A 21,423-nucleotide genomic window follows, 5' to 3' on the forward strand; every position below is an offset into this window, starting at 1 on the left:
AGGACCCCGCTATGAGCTTTGAATACAAGATCGCCGATATCTCGCTGCACGAGGCCGGCCGCCACCAGATCCGCCTGGCCGAGCATGAGATGCCCGGACTGATGGCGCTGCGCGAGGAGTACGGCGAGTCCCAGCCGCTGAAGGGCGCTCGCATCGCAGGATCCCTGCACATGACCGTGCAGACCGCCGTGCTGATCGAGACGCTCACCGCCCTCGGCGCCGAGGTCCGCTGGGCCTCCTGCAACATCTTCTCCACCCAGGATGAGGCCGCCGCAGCCGTCGTCGTCGGTCCCCACGGCACTCCGGAGGTCCCGCAGGGCGTCCCGGTCTTCGCCTGGAAGAACGAGACCCTGGCTGAGTACTGGTGGGCGGCGTCGCAGATCTTCGCCTGGCCCGGTGTGGATGAGGACCCGTCCCGCGGCGCGAACATGATCCTCGACGACGGCGGCGACGCCACGGTGCTGGTCCACAAGGGCGTCGAGTTTGAGGCCGCCGGCGCGGTCCCGCAGCCCCAGCCGGAGGACCCCGAGGAGTACGGCTACGTCCTGGAGACTCTGCGGAAGTCTCTTCAGGAGAACCCCCACCGCTGGACCGGGATCGCCAAGAACCTGCGCGGTGTCACCGAAGAGACCACCACCGGTGTGACGCGTCTGTACCAGTTGGCCCGTGACGGTCAGCTGCTGTTCCCGGCCATCAACGTCAACGACTCGGTCACCAAGTCCAAGTTCGACAACAAATACGGCATCCGCCACTCCCTGCCCGATGGCATCATGCGCGCCACCGACGTTCTGCTGGGCGGCAAGGTGGCCGTGATCTGCGGCTACGGCGACGTCGGCAAGGGAGCGGCTGAGGCCCTGCGCGGCCAGGGCTCCCGAGTGATCGTCACCGAGATCGACCCGATCAACGCGCTGCAGGCCGCCATGGACGGCTACCAGGTGGCCGCGTTGGACGATGTCGTGGAGCAGGGCGACATCTTCATCACCACCACCGGCGGCAAGGACATCATCTCTGCCGAGCACATGCAGCGGATGAAGAACAAGGCCATCGTGGGCAACGTCGGCCACTTCGACAACGAGATCGACATGGCCGGCCTGGCTCAGCTGCCCGGGGTGAAGAAGGTGGAGATCAAGCCGCAGGTCCACGAGTGGGTCTTCGACGAGTCCACCGGCCGCTCGATCATCGTGCTCTCCGAGGGCCGCCTGCTGAACCTGGGCAACGCCACCGGTCACCCCAGCTTCGTGATGAGCTCCTCCTTCGCCAACCAGACGATCGCCCAGATCGAGCTGTTCGAGAAGTCGGCGCTGGTCTACGAGGGCGACGACCGGTACGAGAACCAGGTCTACGTCCTGCCCAAGGTCCTGGACGAGAAAGTCGCCCGTCTGCACCTGGATGCTGTGGGCGCCACGCTCACCGAGCTGACCAAGGAGCAGGCCGACTACCTCGGTGTGGATGTGGCCGGCCCGTATAAGCCCGAGCACTACCGCTACTGAGGCCCTGCCTCAGTACGGCACGGTGTGCAGGCGGCGCTCCAGGGCTTCCTGACGTTCCTGCTGGCGGCGCAGCCTGCGGTATTCGCGGTTGCGCCGCTCGGCCATGACGGCGGTCAGCAGATCCATCGCCGACGACGGCGGCGGGGGCGGAGAGACATAGGGACGCAGCTCCTGGGCCAGCCCGGCGGCGTGCTGCTCCATGATCATCGGGTTGCCCGCCCGGTCGTTCTCCGCGCTGCGCAGCAGGCGGGAGATCCGCAGCGCCAGCTCATCGGGGACTCGGCCCAGGTCTGCGATCTGGGTCCAGGACTGCAGGTGCTGCGGGACCGGGAGCATCATGGGGCGGATCTTCGGCTGGCGGACCTGGATGCCGTAGGTGCCGGCCACCATGTCTCCCAGCCGTTTGCCCTTGTCGTTGATCAGCGCGCAGAGCACAGCCACCAGCCCGGAGGTCATGTAGACCTCGAACACGGCGATGAGCACCCGGATCACGGAGTGCCGCAGTCGCAGCGAGCCGCCGTCGTCGCGGACCACGCGCACTCCGAAGATCAGCCGTCCCACGGTCCGTCCGCGGGAGAGGGTCTCGATGCCGATCGGCAGGACCACAAAGCAGAGCACGGCACCGGCCAGCACGGTGGCCTGCAGCAGAGCCTCGTCGAAGGCGACTGCTGCGGCTCCGCTGGTCAGGCCGAACAGGAAGATGAACGCCACGTAGGTCAGCGCGTAGAGGATCACGTCGATCACCAGGGCGCCGCCGCGGGTGAACAGAGAGGCGGCAGGAAGTTCGAGCTCGACGGCCTCGCCGGTGACCACAGTACGCACGACCCCAGCCTATCGGTCTGACTGCGTGGTCTGACCGTGTGGCCTAACTGCACGGCATAACTGTGTGGCATGGCCGCGTGGCGGCGCGGTGACAGCCGATAAGGTGGGCGCATGGACATCGATGCCTTCGTCGCCGTGCACCAGGGAGAGTGGGACCGTCTGGCCGACCTCTCTGATCGGCGTCGGCTGCGCCCCGAGGAGGCCGATGAGCTGCTGCGCCTCTATCAGCGCACCTCAGCGCATCTGTCCATGGTCCGTTCCGTGGAGCCCGACGGCGCCCTGGCGGCCGGCCTCTCGGCCCGTCTGGGCCGAGCACGCAGCCAGCTGACCGGGGCGGGCCAGAACGTCTTCGTCTCCGTGGCCTACTTCTTCGCCCAGACCCTGCCGGCGGCCTTCTACCGGATCCGCTGGCTCACCGTGATCCTGGGTGTGGCCTTCATCGTCGTGGGCTTCGCCTCCGGACTGTGGGCCTATCACAGCCCGCATCTGGATCTGATCATGCCGGCCGAGGATCGGCAGCAGTACGCCTCTCACGACTTTGTGAACTACTACGCCGAGCACCCCAACAGCTCCTTCGCCGCTCAGGTCTGGACGAACAACGCCTGGATCGCCGCGCAGATGGTCGCCTTCGGAGTCGTGGGCCTTTGGGTTCCCATGGTGCTGGTGCTCAACGCCGTCAGCGTGGGGATCGCCGGCGGAGTCATGGCCGAACAGGGTGAGCAGACGGCCTTCTGGCTGAACCTGCTGCCGCACGGGCTGATGGAGCTCACAGCGGTGTTCATCGCCGGGGCCGCCGGACTGAGGATCTTCTGGGCCTGGGTGGCGCCGGGACAGCAGCGGCGGCTGACCTCGCTGGCCCAGGAGGGAAGGCGCTTGGTCACGGTGGCGTTGGGCCTGGTGCTGGTGCTGCTGATCTCCGGAGTGGTGGAGGGCTTCGTGACGCCCTCGGGGATGCACCCTGCGCTGAAGATCGTGATCGGTGCCCTCGTGCTGGCCGGTTACTGGGCCTACACGCTGATCCTGGGCAGACGTGCCTATCGTGCCGGGATCCGCGGGGACCTGGGGACCTACGACGCCGGGTCCCACGAGCTGACGGCCTGAGCGCGGTACTCCTGCTCTGACCTGCCGACTCTCCGGCAGGTCTGCACCAAAACAGTCCTTCCCAGCCGTACCTTAGAAAGTGGCCAGCAATGCGTGGAGAGGCAGAGATGAGCGCGAATTCAGAGAATCCTCGCAAGGAGGAGAGCTCGAGCCAGAAGGGCTCGGGTGAGGGCGGTGACTTCGAATCCGGCCTGGACTACGGCGCCTATGCCGGAGACGAGCCGGATTTCCCGGAGGACCACCTCACGAAGGAGGAGCAGGCTGCCTCCTCGGATGCTGCCCCGACGTTCTCCTCCGCACTGAACGGCGACGACGACGTCGCCGCCGCAGAGAAGACCTCACCGGCAGCCGACGACGCCGGCAGCGAGGATGCGACCAAACCGGTCGCCTCCGCTCCGGCTCCTCAGCCTGCCGAAGAAGCGGTTTCTGCTGAGGACCAGCCCACGACCGCCGTGGCCCCGGTTCCTGCGGACAACAGGACCCGCGCCCTGAACGACGTCGCCGCGCCTGGCACGGCCGCGGCTCGCTCGAGCGCACCCGCTGAGACGGCGGCGCAGACCGGCGCTTCCCCTGCCGGAGCTGCGCCCGCCGCCGCCCAGGAGGCCCCTGCCGAGGAGAAGCTCTCCAAGAAGGAGCTCAGGCAGCGGGAGAAGGACGAGGCCCGGCGCGCCAAGGAGGAGGCCAAGGCTGAGAAGCAGGCCGCCAAGCACGCCAGGAAGTCCGGCGACGATCAGGCGACCCCCTACATGCCCTACGCCGGCGGCACAGTGGGACACACGCCCTCCGGCGAAGAGATCACCGATCAGGACCTCGCGGAAGAGGTTGAGCGGGACAAGCGGGGAGTCTCGCGGTTCATGCAGGTCATGATCGCGATCTTCCTGCCGGTGCTGGTGCTGGTCGCCGCCATCCGCCTGGTGGCTTCTCCGGTGTTCCTGTGGCTGTCCTACAACCGTCCGGGCTTCCCCAGCGACACCTTCGGCTTCGACGACGCCGATCGCCTGGTCTACGGCTCCTACGGCTTGGACTACCTGTTCAACGCCGCGAACTCCCGCTACCTGGCCGAGCTGGCTCCGGGCGGGGAGGAGCTGTTCACCGCTGACGAGGTCTCGCATATGACGGACGTGAAGTTCGTGATGATGTGGGCCCTGCTCGCTGCAGCCGTGCTGCTGGTCATCACACTGATCTTCGGACTGTTCCTGCGCTCCTGGCGCCCCGGCGGCTTCGCCCGCGGCCTCTTCGCCGGCGTGTGGGTGACCCTCGGGGTGATCATCGCCGCCGTGGTGCTGGCAGTGCTGAACTGGCAGCGCTTCTTCGAGGAGTTCCACCGCCTGTTCTTCTCTGAGGGCACCTGGACCTTCAGCGAGGACTCCACGCTGATCCGCCTCTACCCGGAGCAGTTCTGGCTGGATGCCGGCATCGGCGCGGCGGCCCTGGTGCTGCTGATCTCGCTGGTCCTGCTGATCGCTACCTGGCCCACACGCCGTCGCCGTGCCCGCCGCGCGGCGCGGATGGACGAGGTCAAGGAGCGCCGCCGCGAGAAGCTCATCGCCGAGCTCACCAAAGGTGTGGAGGACTGATCCTCCAGCGTTCTGAGCTGAACTGAACACCGCAGAAGGCCGGCCACCCGATCAGGGTGGCCGGCCTTCTGCGGTGCGGGCGCGGCGGCGGGTGACTCTTCTACGCACTTGAAGACATCTCTGCCCGGTTGTGACAGCTGAGATGTCGCGAGCTTGGTAGAGATCTGACGGGACCCCCAGTCACCGGATCTACTGAGCGGGGGAGCGGCGGACGATCTGCTCCATGATGGCCAACTGCGGCTGGCGGTACTTCCCGTAGTCGGGATGGCGGAAGTCGGCCACGCTGGCGGCGGGGTCGATGTCGACCACCAGGGCTCCCTCGGCTGAGTCCAGTGCGGAGACGACCAGGTCCACCCCGGTGGCCTCCAGACCTGGCAGCGCCCACATCCCGTCGATGGCGAGCTGTTTGACCTCTTCGGAGAGCTCATCGGTCACATCCACAGAGAGCGAGCCGTCCCGTGGTGCTCCCGGCACCGGGGGAAGCTCGCAGATGGACCCTGAGGCAGGGACGTAGGAGCGGGTCAGCCCCGCCTCGGTCAGCGCCTCGTCGTCGAGGTCAGGAAGCTCCGCCGTGGGCCCGAGGCGCCGGGCCAGTTCGGTCTGAGCCAGCTCATCGAGCGTCGACTCCCCGTCGCCGAGGACGTAGAAGGGGACCCGGACCAGGGCGCCCACCACCGTCTCGCCCACCACGTAGGTGCGCAGTTCCAGACCGTTGTGGGTGGCCTCCATCAGGATCGGGTGCTGGGGATCCACGCTGTCGACGGCCTTCTTCCACGCCGTGCGCAGGTCGCCCTCAAAACGCACACCCACAGTGGTCCCCTGCGCGCCGGAGGCGCGGGAGGGCTTCACCGTGGCCCGCCGGCCCAGCGTCTCCCAGTACCGCACTGCCGTGGAGTACTGGTTGTGCTGCAGGACTCTGCTCTGCGGGGTCGGGACCTCGGCAGCCTTCAGGTAGCGCCTGACCATCCCTGTGGAACGGCAGACGCGGTGGGCCTGATGGCTGACCAGGGAGGTCACGCCCTCGTCGACGCTGCCCACTGCCACACCGGAGTAGAAGAGGATGCGGTGGGCGTGAGTGATCTTCTTCATGTGCAGCTTGTTGCGCCGAGCCGCGCGGAAGAGCAGGTACGTATGGGCGTAGACCTGCGGCCACTCACGCAGCTCGGCGTACCGCGGCTCGATCCGCTCAGCGATGAAGCGTTCGACGGCGCCGGGGCGCTCGCCCAGCTTCACCTGGGGGCGGTGCTGCTCGGCCCCCTGAACCTCTTCCGCGGTCATCGGGTGTCTCAGTACTTGTGGTGCTCTGAGGCGGTGATCTTCTTCTCCGTGGAGCCCACGTGGATCTGAGCCTGCCGGACGTTGTCCACGTACTCCTTGAAGGCATCGGTGGTCAGATCCACGGCCACGGCGTCGAAGTGGGCCCACTCGGTGTTGCCCAGCTTCACGTGCTTCTCCACCATGCCGGCACCGGCGGCCACTGCCAGAGCCGAAGCCATCCAGCCGAAGTCGTGGGAGGAGTAGCCGGGCACGATCCGCGGACCGGGCGTGGAAGCCTGCTCCTCGGCCAGCTGGGCGTAGTGGCGGACCACGCCGATGTTGGTGTGCTCATCGGGGGTGGGGTAGGCGGAGTTGCAGTGCAGCAGGTAGAGGGTGTCCTGCTTGGTGAAGGTCTCCAGCAGCCACTGCTCGTAGTCCTGATCCGTCATGCCGGTGGAGATCACCAGGGAGCCGGTGTAGTTGTTGGCCACGTACTCCAGGTAGTCCTTCTTCCGGGAGATCGTCGAGGGCAGCTTCACCAGCGGGATCTCCAGGTTCTCCATCATCCACTCGAAGGAGGGCTTGTCCAGCACCGAGGCGAACCACTTGATGCCCAGGTCCTTGGTGAGCTCGTCGAGGAACGTGAAGCCCTCCTTGTCCAGCTCCAGCTGGTGGCGGTAGTCGCCGAAGGTGGTGCCGAAGGGGGACTTATACGGAGCGGCGAGCTGCTCGGCGGTGTAGAAGTGCTCGACGTCGCGCTTCTGAACCTTCACCCAGTCGGCGCCGGCGGCGTGGGCGGAGCGGACCAGCTTCTCCAGCCGGTCCAGGTCGCCGAAGTGGTTGGTGGTGATCTCAGCGGTGATCTCCACGGTGGGGACTTCGAGCTCTTCGGCCTCTTCCTCCTGAGGAGCGGGCTCGGAGACCTCCACCCGGTACTTCTCGTTCAGCGCCTCAGTGGTGATGTTGGAGAACTCGTGGCTGCCCACGTGGTGGACGTCCAGGTTGGAGTCCTCCAGCACGTAGAGCGCGTTGCGCAGGATGTACTGCTGCAGCTCCACGCCGGCCTTGCGGTGGCTGGTCAGCTCGGGAGAGTACTGCGTGTTGGCCGCACGGGCATTGCCGGATGCGGGGGAGAAGTCGAAGCCGACCATGTAGACGGTCTGCGTGCGGCCCTTGGTGTCGGCGATGGTGCGCGCGACCTCCAGGGCGGTGAGGAACATGACTTCCTCGATGACGGTCTCGTCCCGGTTCTGGAAGCGGCTGAGCATGATGTCTTCCTCATCGTTGCTCAGCGGCTTATACGGCGCACGGACCACCGTGTGGCCAGGCGCGTGGAACTCGGTGGAGGTGATGTAGGCCTTGGACTGCAGACCGTCGTCCTGGAGGGAGTCGGCCACCCAGTCCTCATGGAAGATGGTGATGTCTGTGGGGTGGATGCGCTCAGCGTCGTTGATCCCGATGACCACCGAGTCCTTGAAGACCCGGCTGCTGACAGAGTCTGCGGACGGTCCCTTACCGAGGATGACGATCGTGTCGGTGTCGTACATCGACCCGGTATCGCTGGCCAGGTTTGAGATAGCTGCCGTCGTATTGCTGGTCATTCAGGTAAACCTCACAGTTGTGTTCCAGGGCGAGTTGAAGGCCCGCCAGCAGGTCCCATGAATAGGCACCGACGGGGTTGATGAACCGGGCGAAGCGTCCCGTGATGACGCCGTAGAGATTGTACACAGCGGCCCCCATGAGCCGAGCCTGAGGGGTATCGGCCAGCTGGCGAGCCAGTTCGTCGTCGATCCCGGAGGAGAACGCGGTGATCCGGGAGGAGGCGGGGGTGAAGCTGTCACCGGTGATCAGCCGCTGTCCCAGCTGGGGCAGAGAGATCATGCTGGCCTGGTGGACCCCGTCATGCCACAGGGTCACGGCCACACCCCATTCGGGCAGGCTGGAGGCGAAGTTCTCCGTACCGTCGATGGGATCCACGACGGCGACCCACCCCTCCAGCGAGTGGTCGGGGGAGAACTCGCCCTCCTCTCCCACGAAGGTCAGGCCTTCGAAGCGGGAGGTCAGATACTCCTCGATGCTCGTCTGCACCAGGACGTCAGCGGCGGTGACCGGGGTGTCATCGCCTTTGAGGGTGACCTCGCTGCGCAGCTGGTCCAGCCGCGGCATCAGGTCGCGGACCAGGTCGTCGACCCCCTGTAGGGCCTGTTGGGCTTCACTCATCGTAGGGTACTGTACCGCACCGGTGTGTCACGGGTACGAACCTCTCCTGGAAAGTTCGCCATCCCCGTGAAACGGCCACTGTGTAAACTGACGCCCGTTCAGCACGGTCCAGACACATGTGGGGAAGTATGGTATCCAAGAAGACGTCGTCCGCGAAGAAGCCCAAGGGCCTGGTGCCCACTGCGAGGAAGGCCGTCCGGCTGGCCGAGCGTCGCGCAGTCGCGGCCGCGGTCAACGCCGTCAGCCGCGTCCCCTCCCTCGGAGATCTCCCCAGTGGCGAAGCCTTCCTGGCCAAGCAGGCATCAGCCGGCAGCAGCCGCTTCATGCCGAAGGCCGAGGTCAGGATGAATCGGACCAAGCGCCCCTCGACTGGGCGTCTTCCGCTGCTGATCATGCAGAACGCCGTCTCCGGCGAGGTGTCTCTCGCCGATGCCGCGGACCAGCAGGGGGCTGCCCACCCCAACTTCCTGGAGCGCGTGGCCTCCCGCACCGCTGGCGAGGGAAATCTCCAGACCGCGATACGTCTGAGGCGCCGGGCGCTGGAACTGGACCCGGAGAACCCTGCCCGGTACCTGGCGTTGGCCAACACACTGGGCGCCGTATCCGAGCAGGGTGTGGTCCATGACTGGATCGTCGGCCTGGCCAAGGGGTCGGTGGCCGCCAACGGTCAGGAGGTCTTGGACCTGCTCAAGCAAGGCCATGAGCTGGCCCCCGGCAACCCCTATATGCTGCATGAATATGGCACAGCCCTGATCGGGGCCGGACAGGTGCACGAGGGCGTCCCGCTGCTTGAGGCAGCTGTGCTCAAGCAGCCCGGTGAGACGTGGTTCATGGAGCTGGCGGATATCTACCGCCGTCCGGACGTGGCCCAGTTCGAGAAGGCTATGACCTTCTACGAGCGGGTCTTTAAGAAGAATCCCAAGAACACCAAGGCCCTCTCTGGGATCATCAACGCCGGAACCCGCGGCCCGATGGACTGGGCACGGATCTGGCGCAGCGTGCGCAAGCTGGAGACTCGGAAGAAGACGACGGCGACCCCGTACAACAATGAGGACGTCCGGGATCAGCTGGATCAGCTCTTCTGGACCCAGGAGAACCCCACACAGGAGCAGGTCGAAGCACTGGTGGCGGGGTTGAGGCGTGAGGCCAATATGGACAGCACGCTCCACCCGATGGCGCTAAACCTGGTGATCACTCGTCTGCAGTTCGCTCGTTTCTTCTCCGCAGGCTTTGACCTGCGTGAAGCTGCGGCCAGAGGCCGCACCCACACTCTGCGCAACTCGGCCATCACCACGGCCCACCAATTGCGGAACCTGATGAAGGCCCATACCTATCTCGAGGACGCGGAGTCCGTTGCCTCCCTGGCGGATCCGCGGTTCTGGGATTCTTCGGATCAGATGGAACACCTCCAGCTCGAGAAGCTGCAGGCGGATGCCGAGCTGATGAGCGGTCGCCCTGAGGCTTATATCGAGTACTCCCGCAAGGCCCGCAAGCGCACGCCGCTGGCCGCCGATGACACGATGGAGAAGCTGGTCAAGGGCCGGCGCGTGGCCCTGGTCGGCCCTGCAGAGACCGGCGATCGGCTCGGTAGCATCATCGACGAATATGACGTGGTGGTCCGTCCGCGCTACCAGCCCGAGTTCATCGCGGAGAATCGGGACGCCCAGGGCAGCCGCACCGACATCACCTATTACTCGGGCCAGGACCTGACCAACCTGTTCGAGACGATCTCCGGGGCCGCAGAGGCTGGGGATATCAAAGTGGTCAACGCCCGTCCCTTCAGCCATGCGGCTCATGCCCACCGGAACCTGGACTGGCTGCGCTTCTACCGGCAGGACTTCTCCCTGTGCTTCCACGGCGGCTCTCTGGGGATCCAGCGGATGGCCTATGATCTGTTGCAGTTCCAGCCGGAGGAGATCTGTGTGTTCAACTCGGACCTCTACACCGGCAATTCCATGTTCACCACCGGGTGGCGCGAGGGCAACACCTTCGGCCCGTACTCGCACATCAATGACATCGTGGTCTCCCATGATGTGAAGTCCGAGTTCAGGTTCATGAAGGCGCTGATGGCCACCGGTGTTGTCACCGCCCAGGGCCGTGCCGCGGAGGTGCTCGAGCAGACTCCGGACGAGTACGTCCGCGCCGTTGAGGACGCCGGCGTCCTCTGCTGACGGCCTGACCGCCCCACCACCCACTTATTCGACGACGGAAGAGACAGTTCTCAATGGCATTCAGAGGTCATCGGGTCATCGCAATGGTGCCCAGCCGCCTTGGATCGACGCGCTTGGAGCGCAAAGCACTGGCAGATATCTGTGGTCTGCCCATGGTGATCCACGTACTGCAGAGAGTGCAGATGTCGCCCATCGTGGATGAGGTCTACATCGCCACTGACTCCGAGGAGATCAAGGAGGCGGTCGAGCGCTACGGCGGCCGAGCCATCATGACCGGCACACATCACACCACGGGGATCGAGCGGATCGCCGAGGCATCGGCGGACATGGACTATGACGTCATCTGCCTGATCAACGGAGATGAGCCGGCGCTGAACCCGGACCATATCCAAGCCAGCGTCGAAGCGCTGCTGGATTCGGAGGCCCCGACGTCGCTGCTGGCCAGCGAGTCTGCCAAGGTGAACTCGCCCTCTGACTTCAAGGTGGTCACCAACCGGGCGGGGGAGGCCATGTACTTCTCGCGCGAGGACATCCCTTCGCCGTCGCGTTCCGGGGTGGCGAACTTCCTGAAGGCCTACCATCTGATCTCCTTCCGCAAGGGTGCTTTGGACACCTACATGTCGTTGGACAAGACTCCGATGGAAGCGATCGAGGGGCATGACCACCTGCGGTTCCTGGAGAACGGGCATAAGGTCCAGATCGGCGTGGTCGAGCATGATTCCTTCTCCGTGGACACACCGGAAAACTTGGCTGAGATGGTCGAACAGATGAAGGAGGACCCACGGTTCAGCTCGTATAGGCATTTGGCTTCTGAAGACGCGTCAGAGCCGGTGTCGTCCGCGAAGGCCACCTGGAACAGCTCGCCTGTGGTCGCAGTGGTGCCGTGTCGAGCAGGAAGCGAACGCGTCAAGGACAAGAACACCAGGCCTTTCGCAGGGTTCGAAGGGGGCCTGTTGGAGCTCAAGCTCAAGCAGCTGGCAAACGTTGCAGAGATCGACAAGATCGTGGTCTCCACCAATGACCCGTCTGTCGTGGAGATCACGGAGGAGTTCAGGAGGACTTCTGAGAAGCCCATAGTGATCAACGAACGTCCTGATGAGTTGGCCTCTTCCAGCACTCCGATGAGCAGATTCATCCAGTATGCGGCGGAACTCGAAGAAGACGGGACCATGCTGATGACCCATGTGACTCACCCCTTGGTGACATCTGAGACCTTCTCTGAGTTGATCGCGGCCTGGCGTGAGGCCGAGGAGCAGGGCTACGACAGCCTGATCACCGCAACCCGTCTGCACTCCTTCCTATGGGATGAGAAGGCCCAAGCCTTCAACTACGACGATTCCGTGGAGAGATGGCCGCGTAGCCAGGACATTGATCCGCTGTTCGAGATCAACCACGCGGCCTACCTGATGCCTTTCGTGAGGATGCGACAGGTCGGAGATCGTGTGGGGACCAACCCACGGATCTACGAAATGGAACAGGACGTGGCTATGGACATCGATTGGAAGCACCAGTTCGATCTCCTCGAAGACATCGTCACCGCGAAGGTGAGCCGAGGGATCACTCTGACCTGACCGGCTGTTAGATTACATTGAGTGATGGCGCCCACGACTGCGTAGCGGCGTTCTGTGAATTGTTTCTGCTCGACTGCAGAAACATCGAAAGGGTGTATGGCGCGTGATTGAGAGTTCTATCGACAGGCTGACCAAGCTGGCTGGGCCTTCTGCCATCAAGGCTATGTCTAAGTCCGACGCTGGACGCCGTGATTTGATGCGCCGGGCCGCGTTCGGAAGCCAGGACTTTGTGTCCCGGACGGAGACGCTGGTCACCGGGCGGAAGTCCCGCGGGCAGAGCAGAGCGGCGAAGTACGCCCAGACGATTCTGGAGAATGTCCCGGGCGGGGAGATCCGGTTTGCGCTCGCCGCGGCTGAGGAAGAACTGGCCACGGCGGGGCTGTTGGAACGGGTCGCTTCTCGTACGCTGAAGACCGCAAAACCCCGTGACATTATCGATCTGCGTCGTCGAGCAGTGGATCTCGATCCTCGGCGGGCGCACCGATATGTGGCGCTGGCCGCAGCACTCGGAAGCGAGACACAGTCTCGGATTGTTCATGGGGCTGCCGTGGGCCTGCATCGGGGCCAGGAGACTCCGCATGCAGACGAGATCATCGAGCTTCTGAAGAGTGCACAGGCGCTTGCGCCGTCCAATGCTGTGATCGCTTTCGAACTGGGCCAGCGGCTTCTGGAACGAGGAGATGCGGAGGAGGGTCTCGCTCAGTTGGAGAAGGCTGCTCTCAAGCATCCAGATGAGCAGCGGCTCATGGCCCTGGCGCAGGCTTATCGCAGACCCGACATCGCGCAATTTTCACAGGCGCTGGAGAGCTACGAACACGCCTATTCCCTGAATCCTAAGAACCAGAAAGCTTTGGGGGGAGTGGTGCACTCCGGCGCACGAGGGCCGATGGACTGGCCGCGAGTTTGGCGCACCGTCCATCGGATCGAATCTAAGCGCCAACACTCACCCCTTCGGACGGAGAGCGTCGCTGAGGGCATGGACTCCCTCTTCTCGTCGAGGCAGGAAGTCGAGGCTGAGACGGTCACCGACCTCCTGTCCGAATTGGATGAGTGCCGAGCTGAGGGCAAAGAGCTGAATCCCCAGACAGTGGGACTGCTCGTTCTGCGGGTCCAGTTTCTCGGTCACTTCGCGGCGGGTTTCCGTCTCAGAACCCGTAACGCCGAACGGAGGGCTCAGCGTCTCAGGAGAAGCGGAGTCCGGGATCTCGGCGGATTGCGGCAGATGATGCAGGCGTTGGTCTACCTGGACAACGCGGAGACCGCGTCCCGTCTCTCGCAGGACGTCAAGTACTGGGCCCAGAACACTGGGGAGCAGCGGATGGCCGTGGCCAAGCTGCACGCGGATGCAGAGCTGATGTTGGGCAACCCGGAGCCATACTTCAAGTACTCGGTCGACGCTCGTAAGGACTTCTACCTTCCTGCTGAGCGAAAAATGGTGAACCTGATCAAGAAGAAGCGGGTGGCCATCGTCGGCCCCGCTGCCACCGGTGAGTCGCTCGGCTCTGAGATCGACGGGTACGACGTGGTGGTTCGGCCGAACTTCAACCCAGAATTTGTGGCGGCGCACCCTGAATCGATGGGCAGCCGGACAGACATCGCGTACTACTCAGGTCAGGACATGACCACGCTCATCGACGACGTCGAGAGCCTCATCGAGAACTCTGATGTACAGCTGATCAATACACGATCATTCAGCTACCACACGCACCACCGTCGAAACCTGCCGTGGCTGCGGTTTGCCCGGCATGACTGGTCCTTGTCGTACCACGGATCTCCGTTGGGGATTCAGCGAATGATCTATGATCTGCTTCAGTTCCGTCCCGAAGAGATCGCTATCTTCAACTCCGACTTCTATACGGGTTCGGGAGAGTTCGCCGAAGGTTACCGGAAGAAGCGAAGCTTCGCGCCTGGGTCATTCATGAACGACCTGGTGGTGGTCCACGATCTTCTCACTGACTTCCGGTTCACCCAGGCAATGTTGAAGACGGGACGGGTGACTGCCCAAGGACGGGCGGCTGAAGTGCTTTCCCGGGATCCGTTTGACTATCTTCGGGATGTTGAGCAAGCCGGAGTACTTAGATGAGTCTTTGACTAGCCGTCCTTGATTAACCGGCTTAATATCGGCATGTAATCTACTTTCGAGCACTGCTCCCAGTGCGCTCGAAAGAAAGTTCGAGAGCTGGAGTGAACAGTGGAAACTGACAATAATGAGTTCGCAGAGGGCATCTTTCGGGACTTGCAGGATTTGTTGAATGAGATCCATGCCGAGCAGGATGTCGACCTTGAGAAACTTCAAGAGATTCTGTCCCATTTTCCGGAAGTGGCAAGAGAGTACTATGAGCTTCTGACTGAAATAGAGATCGCCGCGCGTAGGGCTGTTTCGCGCGAGCGGATGAGGGAGATCTATCCTGTGATCACCGAAGCGCTCGGGCGTGATGGCCTCGGTCATGGTGTGATGTACCGCGCAAAGAAGCATGGGGCTTCGTTAGAAGGCGTGGCATCTTTCCGCTCCTCGGTCTCGCTCATGGCGCGTCGTAGGCAGCTCAGCAGACACTTCGGCCCAGAGACTTTTGTCACTGATAAGTTGCGTGGGGAGAAATTCGCGAGGAACCTCGGGTTGCCGACGGCGTTGGCGTATGACGAGGTGTTTACAGCTGAAACCCTTCCGATTGTCCCGGGTACGGTAATTAAGCCGCGGGGAGAGTTGGGGTCACGTGGAGTTTTCATTTTGGGAGAAGACTCCAGTATCTATGATGTCCAGAAATCGCAGTACGTCGGTGACGAAATGCAGGTGCGCGAAATTATCTCGGCGCTGGTCACTGGTGAGCCCTCGGAGAAGCTAAGGGGCCGAGGGCGTGTAGGCCGTGACGAGTGGATCGTCGAACGCGCCATCTTCGACTCCCAGGATGAGAGTCTCCCTGCGCGGGACCTGAAGTTCTTCGTGTTTTACGGGAAGGTCGCTGCGATCCTTGAGATCATGCGGTTCCCTGAGAAAAAGTACTGTTGGTGGGACGCGTATGGAAACCAAGTGAAGACCGGCATCTACGACGAATACGACTGGGTAGGAGAGGGGGTCAGCGAAGCTGAGATTGCCGTCGCTTCACGTGTCTCTTCTGAGATCCCTGGGCCGTTTATGAGACTCGACTTCCTGCGTGGGCGCGACGGTCTTATTCTTGGTGAATTCAGTGGAGGGGTGGGAGAATATCATAAATTTAACACTCACTGGGATCATCATCTTGGAGAACTCTTCTTGGATGCGGAGGGGCGTTTGACGTCAGATCTGCTGACTGGCAAGAAATTCGAAGATTATAGCGAGTTCTCTGACGCTCACTACCGGCATTACCCAGCTATTCATGACCAGCGATATATTCTGTCCGTGAAATCGGATCTCCTTTCAGCGGCACGAGACGTTGAAGATTTCTGTCGAGCCAATGCGATTCGAGGATACGTCTCACGTTTCTGTGCGGGGCAGGACGAACTTGAAATTGTGGCGCGCACCGGTTCGCGTCGGCTGGAACGACTCGAAAAACACTTTCAGGAGCTGGAGTTGGCTGGGAATGTAGCTAAGGTGAAGAAGGTGCCTTATTACGGGGCCTTCCCTGGGCAGTTGCTCTTTCAAAACTCTGTGAGGTAGCTGGAGCTAAGGAATCTGGTTGTGCGGACTAGCGACCGCGTGACTGTGAGTAGTCGATCCGGAGGAGGCGCGGTGGCAAGAGATGATGCAGAATTCCGTGCGGCGCGCCAAATGGAATTATCAGGTGAGTTTAGGCGCGCGTATCTTGCCTACCTCTCCGCGGCGAGCTCTCTGGCAAAACCAGCCGCAGCTTATTTTCGAGCGGGCCTGCTGGCCAGTCGGCTGGAGAACACTATAGGGGCGGTACGTGCCTTTGAGCTGGCCGTTTCGACACCCGGGGCAGTTCCGAACTACTGGTATTACTACGCCCGCTCTCTTCACCGGATCGAAGATCCCTATAGAGCGCGATACGCCTACCAGCAGTATGCCCAGCGGAGGACGAAGAAAGGCGGCCCGGTCTTTCATCACCGTGGAGGCCTGCTGCCTTTCCGCAGAGGTGTCAGGTACGGGGCGGTCCGGCGCCCTGAGTACGCGCATTCCATGCTCCACGCCGCAGATTTGGCCAGGGTGCTCGGTGAAGACCGTATCCGCGTGGCCGAGTTTGGAGTCGCCTCGGGACAGGGACTTCTGGCAGCGCAGGATCATGCACACGTCGTCGAAGAGCTGACCGGTGTAGTCGTGGAGCTGTGGGGATTCGATACCGGTGAAGGAATCCCGGAATCCGACGATCACCGCGACCTCCGCCACTATTTCGGCCCCGGAGATTACGCGATGCAGGATAGGGCTGCTCTTGAGGCACGTTTGGAGCGAGGTCAGCTCGTGCTGGGTGATGCTCAGGAGACCGTGTCCGCCTGGATCGCAGAAGGCCCTCCGATCGGTGCCCTGCTCTTCGATATGGACCTCTACAGTTCGACACTGGGTGTGCTCAATCATCTCGCCGCGGCAGAGGACCGGCATTTCCTGCCTCGTGTGTCTCTGGCGTTCGATGATATCGGTCCGAAGACGCCGGGATTCCAGATCAAGGACTATAGCGACGTCACTGGTGAAGCGGCTGCTATCCGGGACTTCAACCAGGGGTACAGAGAAGTTCAGCTGGCGCCGGACAAGTGGTTCACGGCTCTTCCTGACCACGCTCCGTGGCACGATATGTGTTATCTCATGCACCGATTTGAGCACCCGTCCTATAGGACTCGAGTGCGCGGTTCTGCCAGTGACCACATGCGATTGCGGTCGGACGCCGAGGCCGACGAAGACCCTGCTGAAGACCCGGAGAGAGGCTCCCTGTGAGGCTGTTGCCCATGACGAAGCCGTCATCGTCAGTTTCGCCGCCGGCAAGAACTATTATTTCGAGGCCGCCCAGAAATTGGAGAAGCAGCTCGATGAGATGGGAGTCGATCACGACATCTCACGGGTGGAGATTCCCGAGGACTGGGATTGGGCAGACATCTGCAAATCCAAGATTCGCTTCTTCCGGGACATGCTGATCAAACATGAGCGCCCCATCGCGTGGATCGACGTGGACACTGACGTGCTCGGGCGTCCCGATGACCTGCTGCGCTCTACGGCAGACTTCACCTGCTATCTGCGAGCCTTCCGATACCTTGTGACCTTCGACCCGGAACAGCTGCCGCGTCTGTTCGTCCCATCCTATCTGGCCTTCGGCTACAGCGAGCGGACCGTGGACTTCCTGAACTTTGCGGTCTCTCTGGTCGAGGGTATGGACGACGTCCGCGCCACAGACGACTACTTCCTGCAGGAAGCTCTGACCCAGTGGGAGGGTTTTCTCAGTTTCTAGCTGCTGCGTCCCGAGACGGTGGTGAAGACCCGGCGCCAGGACCGGCAGAAGAAGCAGGCATATTTCCTGCACGGTGACTCCGGCAATGTGAAGTCCTCTATCGATGAGGTCCAGCAGCACAAGGTCGGTGTCCTGGGGGACAAGCGCCGCAAGCGCGTCTTCAACCATGCGGCTCGAGAGGCTATGGCTGAGAAGGATCTGGACAGTGCGGACTTCTTCTCCAAGAAGGTGTTCGAGCTGGCACCAGATGACCCGCGGCCCTTCCACCAGTACACAAGCTTTCTGATCAAGACCAAACAGTGGGCCAAGTTGGCTGCACAGGTTCAGGCACGACGCAACGATCCCTACTACGGGGAGGTCGCGGAGAGAGCGGAGTTCCTCGGTGTGTTGGCCCGGCGCGAATGGGAGGAGGCTGACCGCCTGGTGGCTGAGGCCATCCGGACGAAGAGCCCGAACGCGGACATGATGAAGAGCCGGAAGGTGCGTGCTGAGCTGGACAAGCGTGCCTTGGAGCGCGGCATCACTTTGGATCAGCGAGTGAAGCTCTGGTGGATGGAGACTCCGTACCCGGGGAACTTCGGGGACGCGATCAATCCCTACATCGTGGAGGGCCTTACCGGGATCCCGCCGAAATTCAGCACAAAGCCCCACCGCACGCTCGCCATCGGCTCGATCATCAAGTTCGCCAAGCCTGGAACGAAGGTGTGGGGTGCGGGTAACCCGCGACAGGAGGAGAAGCTGGACCCTGCCGCCGATTACCGTGCCGTCCGCGGTCCGCTGACCCGAGATCTGGTGCTGCGCAACGGGGGTCACATGGACGAGGTCTATGGAGACCCCGCCTGGTTTCTCCCCAAGATCTATCATCCGACGGTCAAGAAGACTCACAAGCTTGGGATCCTGCTTCATGTGAACCACCGGGGAGCGGTGAAGAATGTGGATCCCGACGTGAAGATCATCGACCTGCGTCGTGTGGGCCCGGAGGAGATCGAAGCATTCATCCGTGAGTTGCTCTCCTGTGAAGCCGTGCTCTCCACGTCTCTGCACGGAGTCATCGTGGCGCACGCCTATGGCATCCCGGTGCGCTGGTGCACCGTCTCCAAGGCCCGCAAGGGCATCCCTGGTGACGGCATGAAGTTTGAGGACTATTTCCAATCGGTGGGGAGGTCTGCGCCGGAGCCGCTGGATCTCAGCGGCCTGGAACGGGTGACGTCGGATCTAGCGGAACAGTGTGTGGACAACGCAGCGAGGCCGATCAACCTCAAGAAGCTCGCCGACGCCGCGCCCTTCGACGTGGCTCTGGAGCTCTGAGCAACGCTGCCTACACTGACCTGGTGGGTTGGAAACGGTTCACCGTCGTCTTCGTCGCGGTGCTAGTGATCGCGCTGCTCCTGTTCAACCGTCTGATGTGATCCATCGGGATCCGGCGCCGAAGGGTAATCCGTGACCACTCCGGACCGCGGATCGGCCGCAGTCAGGACGATTCCCCTCGGGTAGCATGTTGGTCGCCCGTCATTTCTTAGTTCTGTGGAGGCATCTTGGCTGACCGTGTGGTGGCGTACGCCGCTGGAGACCACCGGATCGTATTCCCGGCTGCAGTGGCATTGCAGTCGCTTGAGGATCACAACCCCGGTCAGTACCACCGAGTCATATGCTTCGACGGCGCGGACCTGACCAACGAGTACCGGCAGATCATGGACCACCACGGCATCGAGTTCCTGGACGCTCGCACCGTTCCGGACTTCACTCGAGTCAAAGAGATGCCGCTGATGCAGGAGGGTCGCTGGCCCGCCGAGGTCTTTCTGAACTGGGCGCTGCCAGAGCACCTGGCCACCCTGGGTTGGAGGTACTCGCTGAAGTTCGACTATGACGTGGTCTGCGTCGACGCCGTCGAGGCCGTGGATCAGGCTATCGAAGCTGGTACTGCCGTGGCCTACCGCCGTCTGGCACCGCGCTACAAGGCTCCTTCGCAGAAGATCGCGGTCGCGTTCGAAGAGAAGACCGGCGGCCCGTTCCCCACCAGCAACAAGATCAATGTGGGTGTGGCCTTCTTCGACAATCAGGCCATGCAGGAGGGGAACTACTTCGACAACTTCCTGAAGGCCTACGGCGCCCTGATGGAGATCTCCCCGCAGATGAACGCCACCGAGCAGATCGCCCTGGCCGCGGTCTCCCGCGACTTCGGTCGGCGATTCCGATCACTGCCGGCCTCGATGAACCGGTTCGCTCGGCCCTTCAAATCGAAGTTCGAGCCTGAGACAGACATTCGCATCATCCACTACAACGGCAATCTCAAACCGTGGAAGCCCATCGAGGAGCGCCACTACAGGATGGCCGAACGCCGCGCCGAGATCTCCCCGCTGCTGCTGCGCGAGATGTGGCTGCAGCATGCCCAGCGCGTGCGCGGGTTCGAGGACTACACCGAGCAGCGCCCCATCCAGCCTTTGGAGCTGTTGCGACTCGTCAAGCAGCTTGAGAGCTCCGTGGAAGGCGAGAAGGATGACTGACCGCAACCTGCTTGAGAGACTCAGAACAACTGCACGAACCACCTCCAGCCTCATCGCCCTGGGCGTCGAGCCGGAGATCGTGCGGACCAAGAACCTATTGCGCCTTGCCTTCGCCATCCCTTCCGGCGAGGCCGTGGCGTACTTGAGCGTGACTGACGGGGGCATCGAACTGAAGATGCGCGCCAACCACAAAGCCGGGCGCCAGGAGCTGCGTCGCGTGCTTCTGGGTGCGGCACGGCTGACGGCATCGCCCAGCGAGCACCATCTGCTCGCCAGCTTCGAAACCGGCACCCCGGGTCGTCGCATCATGAAGAGCGCCGCTGCCTGGATCCAGACCGTCCAGCAGGAGACCGAGCTGCGCCACGAGCTCTATCAGGGCACGAGGCAGCCCGGGGGAGAGGACACCTTCGGCTTCTGGGCAGACGTCCGCGCCAATTTCGGCGATCAGATCGGCCCCTGGCTGGTCCAGGAGCTCACCGGCCGGCGCATGATCAATTCCCGCTACTCCAAGCGGAACCACGGCCGTATGACCGCTACCGTCGGATCGATCATCCACATGCTCCCCACCTCCGCCACCTCTGAAGTTGATATCTGGGGTGCCGGTCTGATGCGCAGACTCAGCGATGAGGAACGCGCCGGTCTGGAGAAGCTCAGCGACGTCACCGTCCACGCTGTGCGAGGACGGCTGACCCGTCAGCTCCTGCAGGAACAGCTGGGCTGGGAGGTCCCCGAGGTCTACGGCGACCCGGCGCTGCTCTGCCCAAGGTTCTACACCCCGGAGCCTGACCCCGAGGCAGAGGGCAAGATCGCCTTCGTGCCGCATTTCAAGCACGTGGAGCACCACTTCTCCACCGCCGCGGAATTCCAAGAAGCCCTCGACGACGATGTCCACCTGGTCGACGTCCATGAGGACCTGCGCACCGTGATCAGCCAGATCGCCTCCGCCCGTGTGTGTGTCTCCTCCTCCCTGCACGGGATCATCATCGCCCAGGCCTACGGCGTGCCCTGGGTATGGCTCTACGCCCCAGACCGCAACATCGGTGGCGCACGCTTCAAGTTCGACGACTTCTTCTCCACCTTGGCCGACGCCGACTCTGTGGCCTCCCACGAGGCCTCAGTGAAGGACTTCCTGCAGCTGCCCTTCGCCGAGCTGGCCCAGCAGGCCGTGCTGCCGGAGCTGGGCATCGACCTGGATGCCCTGCAGAACGCCTTCCCCATCCCAACGGCGGAGAAGCCCGTCACCCCGGTCAAGCCCCGCTTCCGCTGGAACCGCGTCTCCCTGGAGGAGCGGTTCTTGGCCGATGTGCGCGCCTCCTACCGCCTGGCCCACTCCTAGGGGCA

16 protein-coding genes are annotated in these 21,423 nt (G+C 62.9%); 12 read left to right on the top strand and 4 right to left on the bottom strand.

Annotated elements, in window-relative coordinates; genetic code table 11:
* The first annotated feature begins 11 nt into the window (after window positions 1-11).
* Window positions 12-1,490, top strand: coding sequence for an adenosylhomocysteinase (gene ahcY, locus JOF45_RS02740; protein ID WP_210047765.1), 1,479 nt, complete (start codon window positions 12-14; stop codon window positions 1,488-1,490).
* Window positions 1,491-1,499: 9 nt separating this feature from the next.
* Here ahcY and JOF45_RS02745 read toward each other — a convergent pair whose 3' ends face one another.
* Window positions 1,500-2,312 carry an RDD family protein gene (locus tag JOF45_RS02745; protein WP_210047767.1) on the bottom strand — a complete coding sequence of 271 codons (813 nt, stop codon included), beginning with the start codon at window positions 2,310-2,312 and terminating at the stop codon, window positions 1,500-1,502.
* Between the two features lie 111 nt (window positions 2,313-2,423).
* Between JOF45_RS02745 and JOF45_RS02750 the strand changes: the two genes are divergently transcribed.
* Together JOF45_RS02750 and JOF45_RS13205 are read left to right on the top strand one after the other, a co-directional pair.
* Window positions 2,424-3,413, top strand: coding sequence for a stage II sporulation protein M (locus JOF45_RS02750; RefSeq protein ID WP_210047768.1), 990 nt, complete (start codon window positions 2,424-2,426; stop codon window positions 3,411-3,413).
* Window positions 3,414-3,520: 107 nt separating this feature from the next.
* Window positions 3,521-4,990 (top strand): TIGR01906 family membrane protein, encoded by a 1,470-nt coding sequence (locus JOF45_RS13205; protein ID WP_245324110.1) that lies wholly within the window; start codon window positions 3,521-3,523, stop codon window positions 4,988-4,990.
* Window positions 4,991-5,179: 189 nt separating this feature from the next.
* Here JOF45_RS13205 and JOF45_RS02760 read toward each other — a convergent pair whose 3' ends face one another.
* Genes JOF45_RS02760 through JOF45_RS02770 form a run of 3 tightly spaced genes read right to left on the bottom strand, consistent with a single transcriptional unit; the run spans window position 5,180 to window position 8,467 of the window.
* Window positions 5,180-6,268 (bottom strand): hypothetical protein, encoded by a 1,089-nt coding sequence (locus JOF45_RS02760; RefSeq protein WP_210047769.1) that lies wholly within the window; start codon window positions 6,266-6,268, stop codon window positions 5,180-5,182.
* An 8-nt stretch (window positions 6,269-6,276) separates the two neighbouring features.
* A complete protein-coding gene (locus JOF45_RS02765; protein WP_210047770.1) occupies window positions 6,277-7,794 on the bottom strand; it encodes an N-acetylneuraminate synthase family protein in 1,518 nt (505 codons plus the stop codon).
* The gene (locus JOF45_RS02770) at window positions 7,760-8,467 is read right to left on the bottom strand and encodes an inositol monophosphatase family protein (RefSeq protein WP_210047771.1); all 708 of its coding nucleotides are present in this window, start codon (window positions 8,465-8,467) and stop codon (window positions 7,760-7,762) included. The genes JOF45_RS02765 and JOF45_RS02770 overlap by 35 nt, the downstream gene beginning before the upstream one ends.
* A 128-nt stretch (window positions 8,468-8,595) precedes the next feature.
* On the opposite strand from JOF45_RS02770, the gene JOF45_RS02775 reads away from it, so the two are divergent.
* The 9 genes from JOF45_RS02775 (at window position 8,596) to JOF45_RS02815 (ending at window position 21,418) form a co-directional block, all read left to right on the top strand.
* Complete coding sequence (locus JOF45_RS02775) at window positions 8,596-10,638, top strand: tetratricopeptide repeat protein (RefSeq protein WP_210047772.1); 2,043 nt, start codon at window positions 8,596-8,598, stop codon at window positions 10,636-10,638.
* Window positions 10,639-10,721: 83 nt separating this feature from the next.
* Window positions 10,722-12,209 carry a 3-deoxy-manno-octulosonate cytidylyltransferase gene (gene kdsB, locus JOF45_RS02780; RefSeq protein ID WP_245324323.1) on the top strand — a complete coding sequence of 496 codons (1,488 nt, stop codon included), beginning with the start codon at window positions 10,722-10,724 and terminating at the stop codon, window positions 12,207-12,209.
* Window positions 12,210-12,405: 196 nt separating this feature from the next.
* Window positions 12,406-14,292: a tetratricopeptide repeat protein gene (locus JOF45_RS02785; RefSeq protein ID WP_210047774.1), complete on the top strand. Its 1,887-nt coding sequence runs from the start codon at window positions 12,406-12,408 to the stop codon at window positions 14,290-14,292.
* Window positions 14,293-14,400: 108 nt separating this feature from the next.
* The gene (locus JOF45_RS02790; protein ID WP_210047776.1) at window positions 14,401-15,843 is read left to right on the top strand and encodes an ATP-grasp fold amidoligase family protein; all 1,443 of its coding nucleotides are present in this window, start codon (window positions 14,401-14,403) and stop codon (window positions 15,841-15,843) included.
* A gap of 72 nt (window positions 15,844-15,915) precedes the next feature.
* Complete coding sequence (locus JOF45_RS02795; protein ID WP_210047777.1) at window positions 15,916-17,070, top strand: hypothetical protein; 1,155 nt, start codon at window positions 15,916-15,918, stop codon at window positions 17,068-17,070.
* 76 nt (window positions 17,071-17,146) lie between these two features.
* Window positions 17,147-17,578 carry a hypothetical protein gene (locus tag JOF45_RS02800; RefSeq protein ID WP_210047778.1) on the top strand — a complete coding sequence of 144 codons (432 nt, stop codon included), beginning with the start codon at window positions 17,147-17,149 and terminating at the stop codon, window positions 17,576-17,578.
* Window positions 17,579-17,599: 21 nt separating this feature from the next.
* A complete protein-coding gene (locus JOF45_RS13585) occupies window positions 17,600-18,886 on the top strand; it encodes a polysaccharide pyruvyl transferase family protein (RefSeq protein ID WP_210047779.1) in 1,287 nt (428 codons plus the stop codon).
* Between the two features lie 227 nt (window positions 18,887-19,113).
* Window positions 19,114-20,082 carry a glycosyltransferase gene (locus JOF45_RS02810; RefSeq protein WP_210047780.1) on the top strand — a complete coding sequence of 323 codons (969 nt, stop codon included), beginning with the start codon at window positions 19,114-19,116 and terminating at the stop codon, window positions 20,080-20,082.
* Window positions 20,075-21,418: a polysaccharide pyruvyl transferase family protein gene (locus tag JOF45_RS02815; RefSeq protein ID WP_210047781.1), complete on the top strand. Its 1,344-nt coding sequence runs from the start codon at window positions 20,075-20,077 to the stop codon at window positions 21,416-21,418. Before JOF45_RS02810 ends, JOF45_RS02815 begins: the two co-directional genes overlap by 8 nt.
* Window positions 21,419-21,423 lie beyond the last annotated feature (5 nt).

Origin of the sequence: Nesterenkonia lacusekhoensis, assembly GCF_017876395.1 — a bacterium.
Lineage (GTDB): Bacteria > Actinomycetota > Actinomycetes > Actinomycetales > Micrococcaceae > Nesterenkonia > Nesterenkonia lacusekhoensis.

Coding starts and splice junctions, on each gene's coding strand:
- ahcY (WP_210047765.1), top strand. CDS start 12: ATGAGCTTTGAATACAAGATCGCCGATATCTCGCTGCACGAGGCCGGC.
- JOF45_RS02750 (WP_210047768.1), top strand. CDS start 2,424: ATGGACATCGATGCCTTCGTCGCCGTGCACCAGGGAGAGTGGGACCGT.
- JOF45_RS13205 (WP_245324110.1), top strand. CDS start 3,521: ATGAGCGCGAATTCAGAGAATCCTCGCAAGGAGGAGAGCTCGAGCCAG.
- JOF45_RS02760 (WP_210047769.1), bottom strand. CDS start 6,268: ATGACCGCGGAAGAGGTTCAGGGGGCCGAGCAGCACCGCCCCCAGGTG.
- JOF45_RS02765 (WP_210047770.1), bottom strand. CDS start 7,794: ATGTACGACACCGACACGATCGTCATCCTCGGTAAGGGACCGTCCGCA.
- JOF45_RS02770 (WP_210047771.1), bottom strand. CDS start 8,467: ATGAGTGAAGCCCAACAGGCCCTACAGGGGGTCGACGACCTGGTCCGC.
- JOF45_RS02775 (WP_210047772.1), top strand. CDS start 8,596: ATGGTATCCAAGAAGACGTCGTCCGCGAAGAAGCCCAAGGGCCTGGTG.
- kdsB (WP_245324323.1), top strand. CDS start 10,722: ATGGTGCCCAGCCGCCTTGGATCGACGCGCTTGGAGCGCAAAGCACTG.
- JOF45_RS02785 (WP_210047774.1), top strand. CDS start 12,406: ATGCGCCGGGCCGCGTTCGGAAGCCAGGACTTTGTGTCCCGGACGGAG.
- JOF45_RS02815 (WP_210047781.1), top strand. CDS start 20,075: ATGACTGACCGCAACCTGCTTGAGAGACTCAGAACAACTGCACGAACC.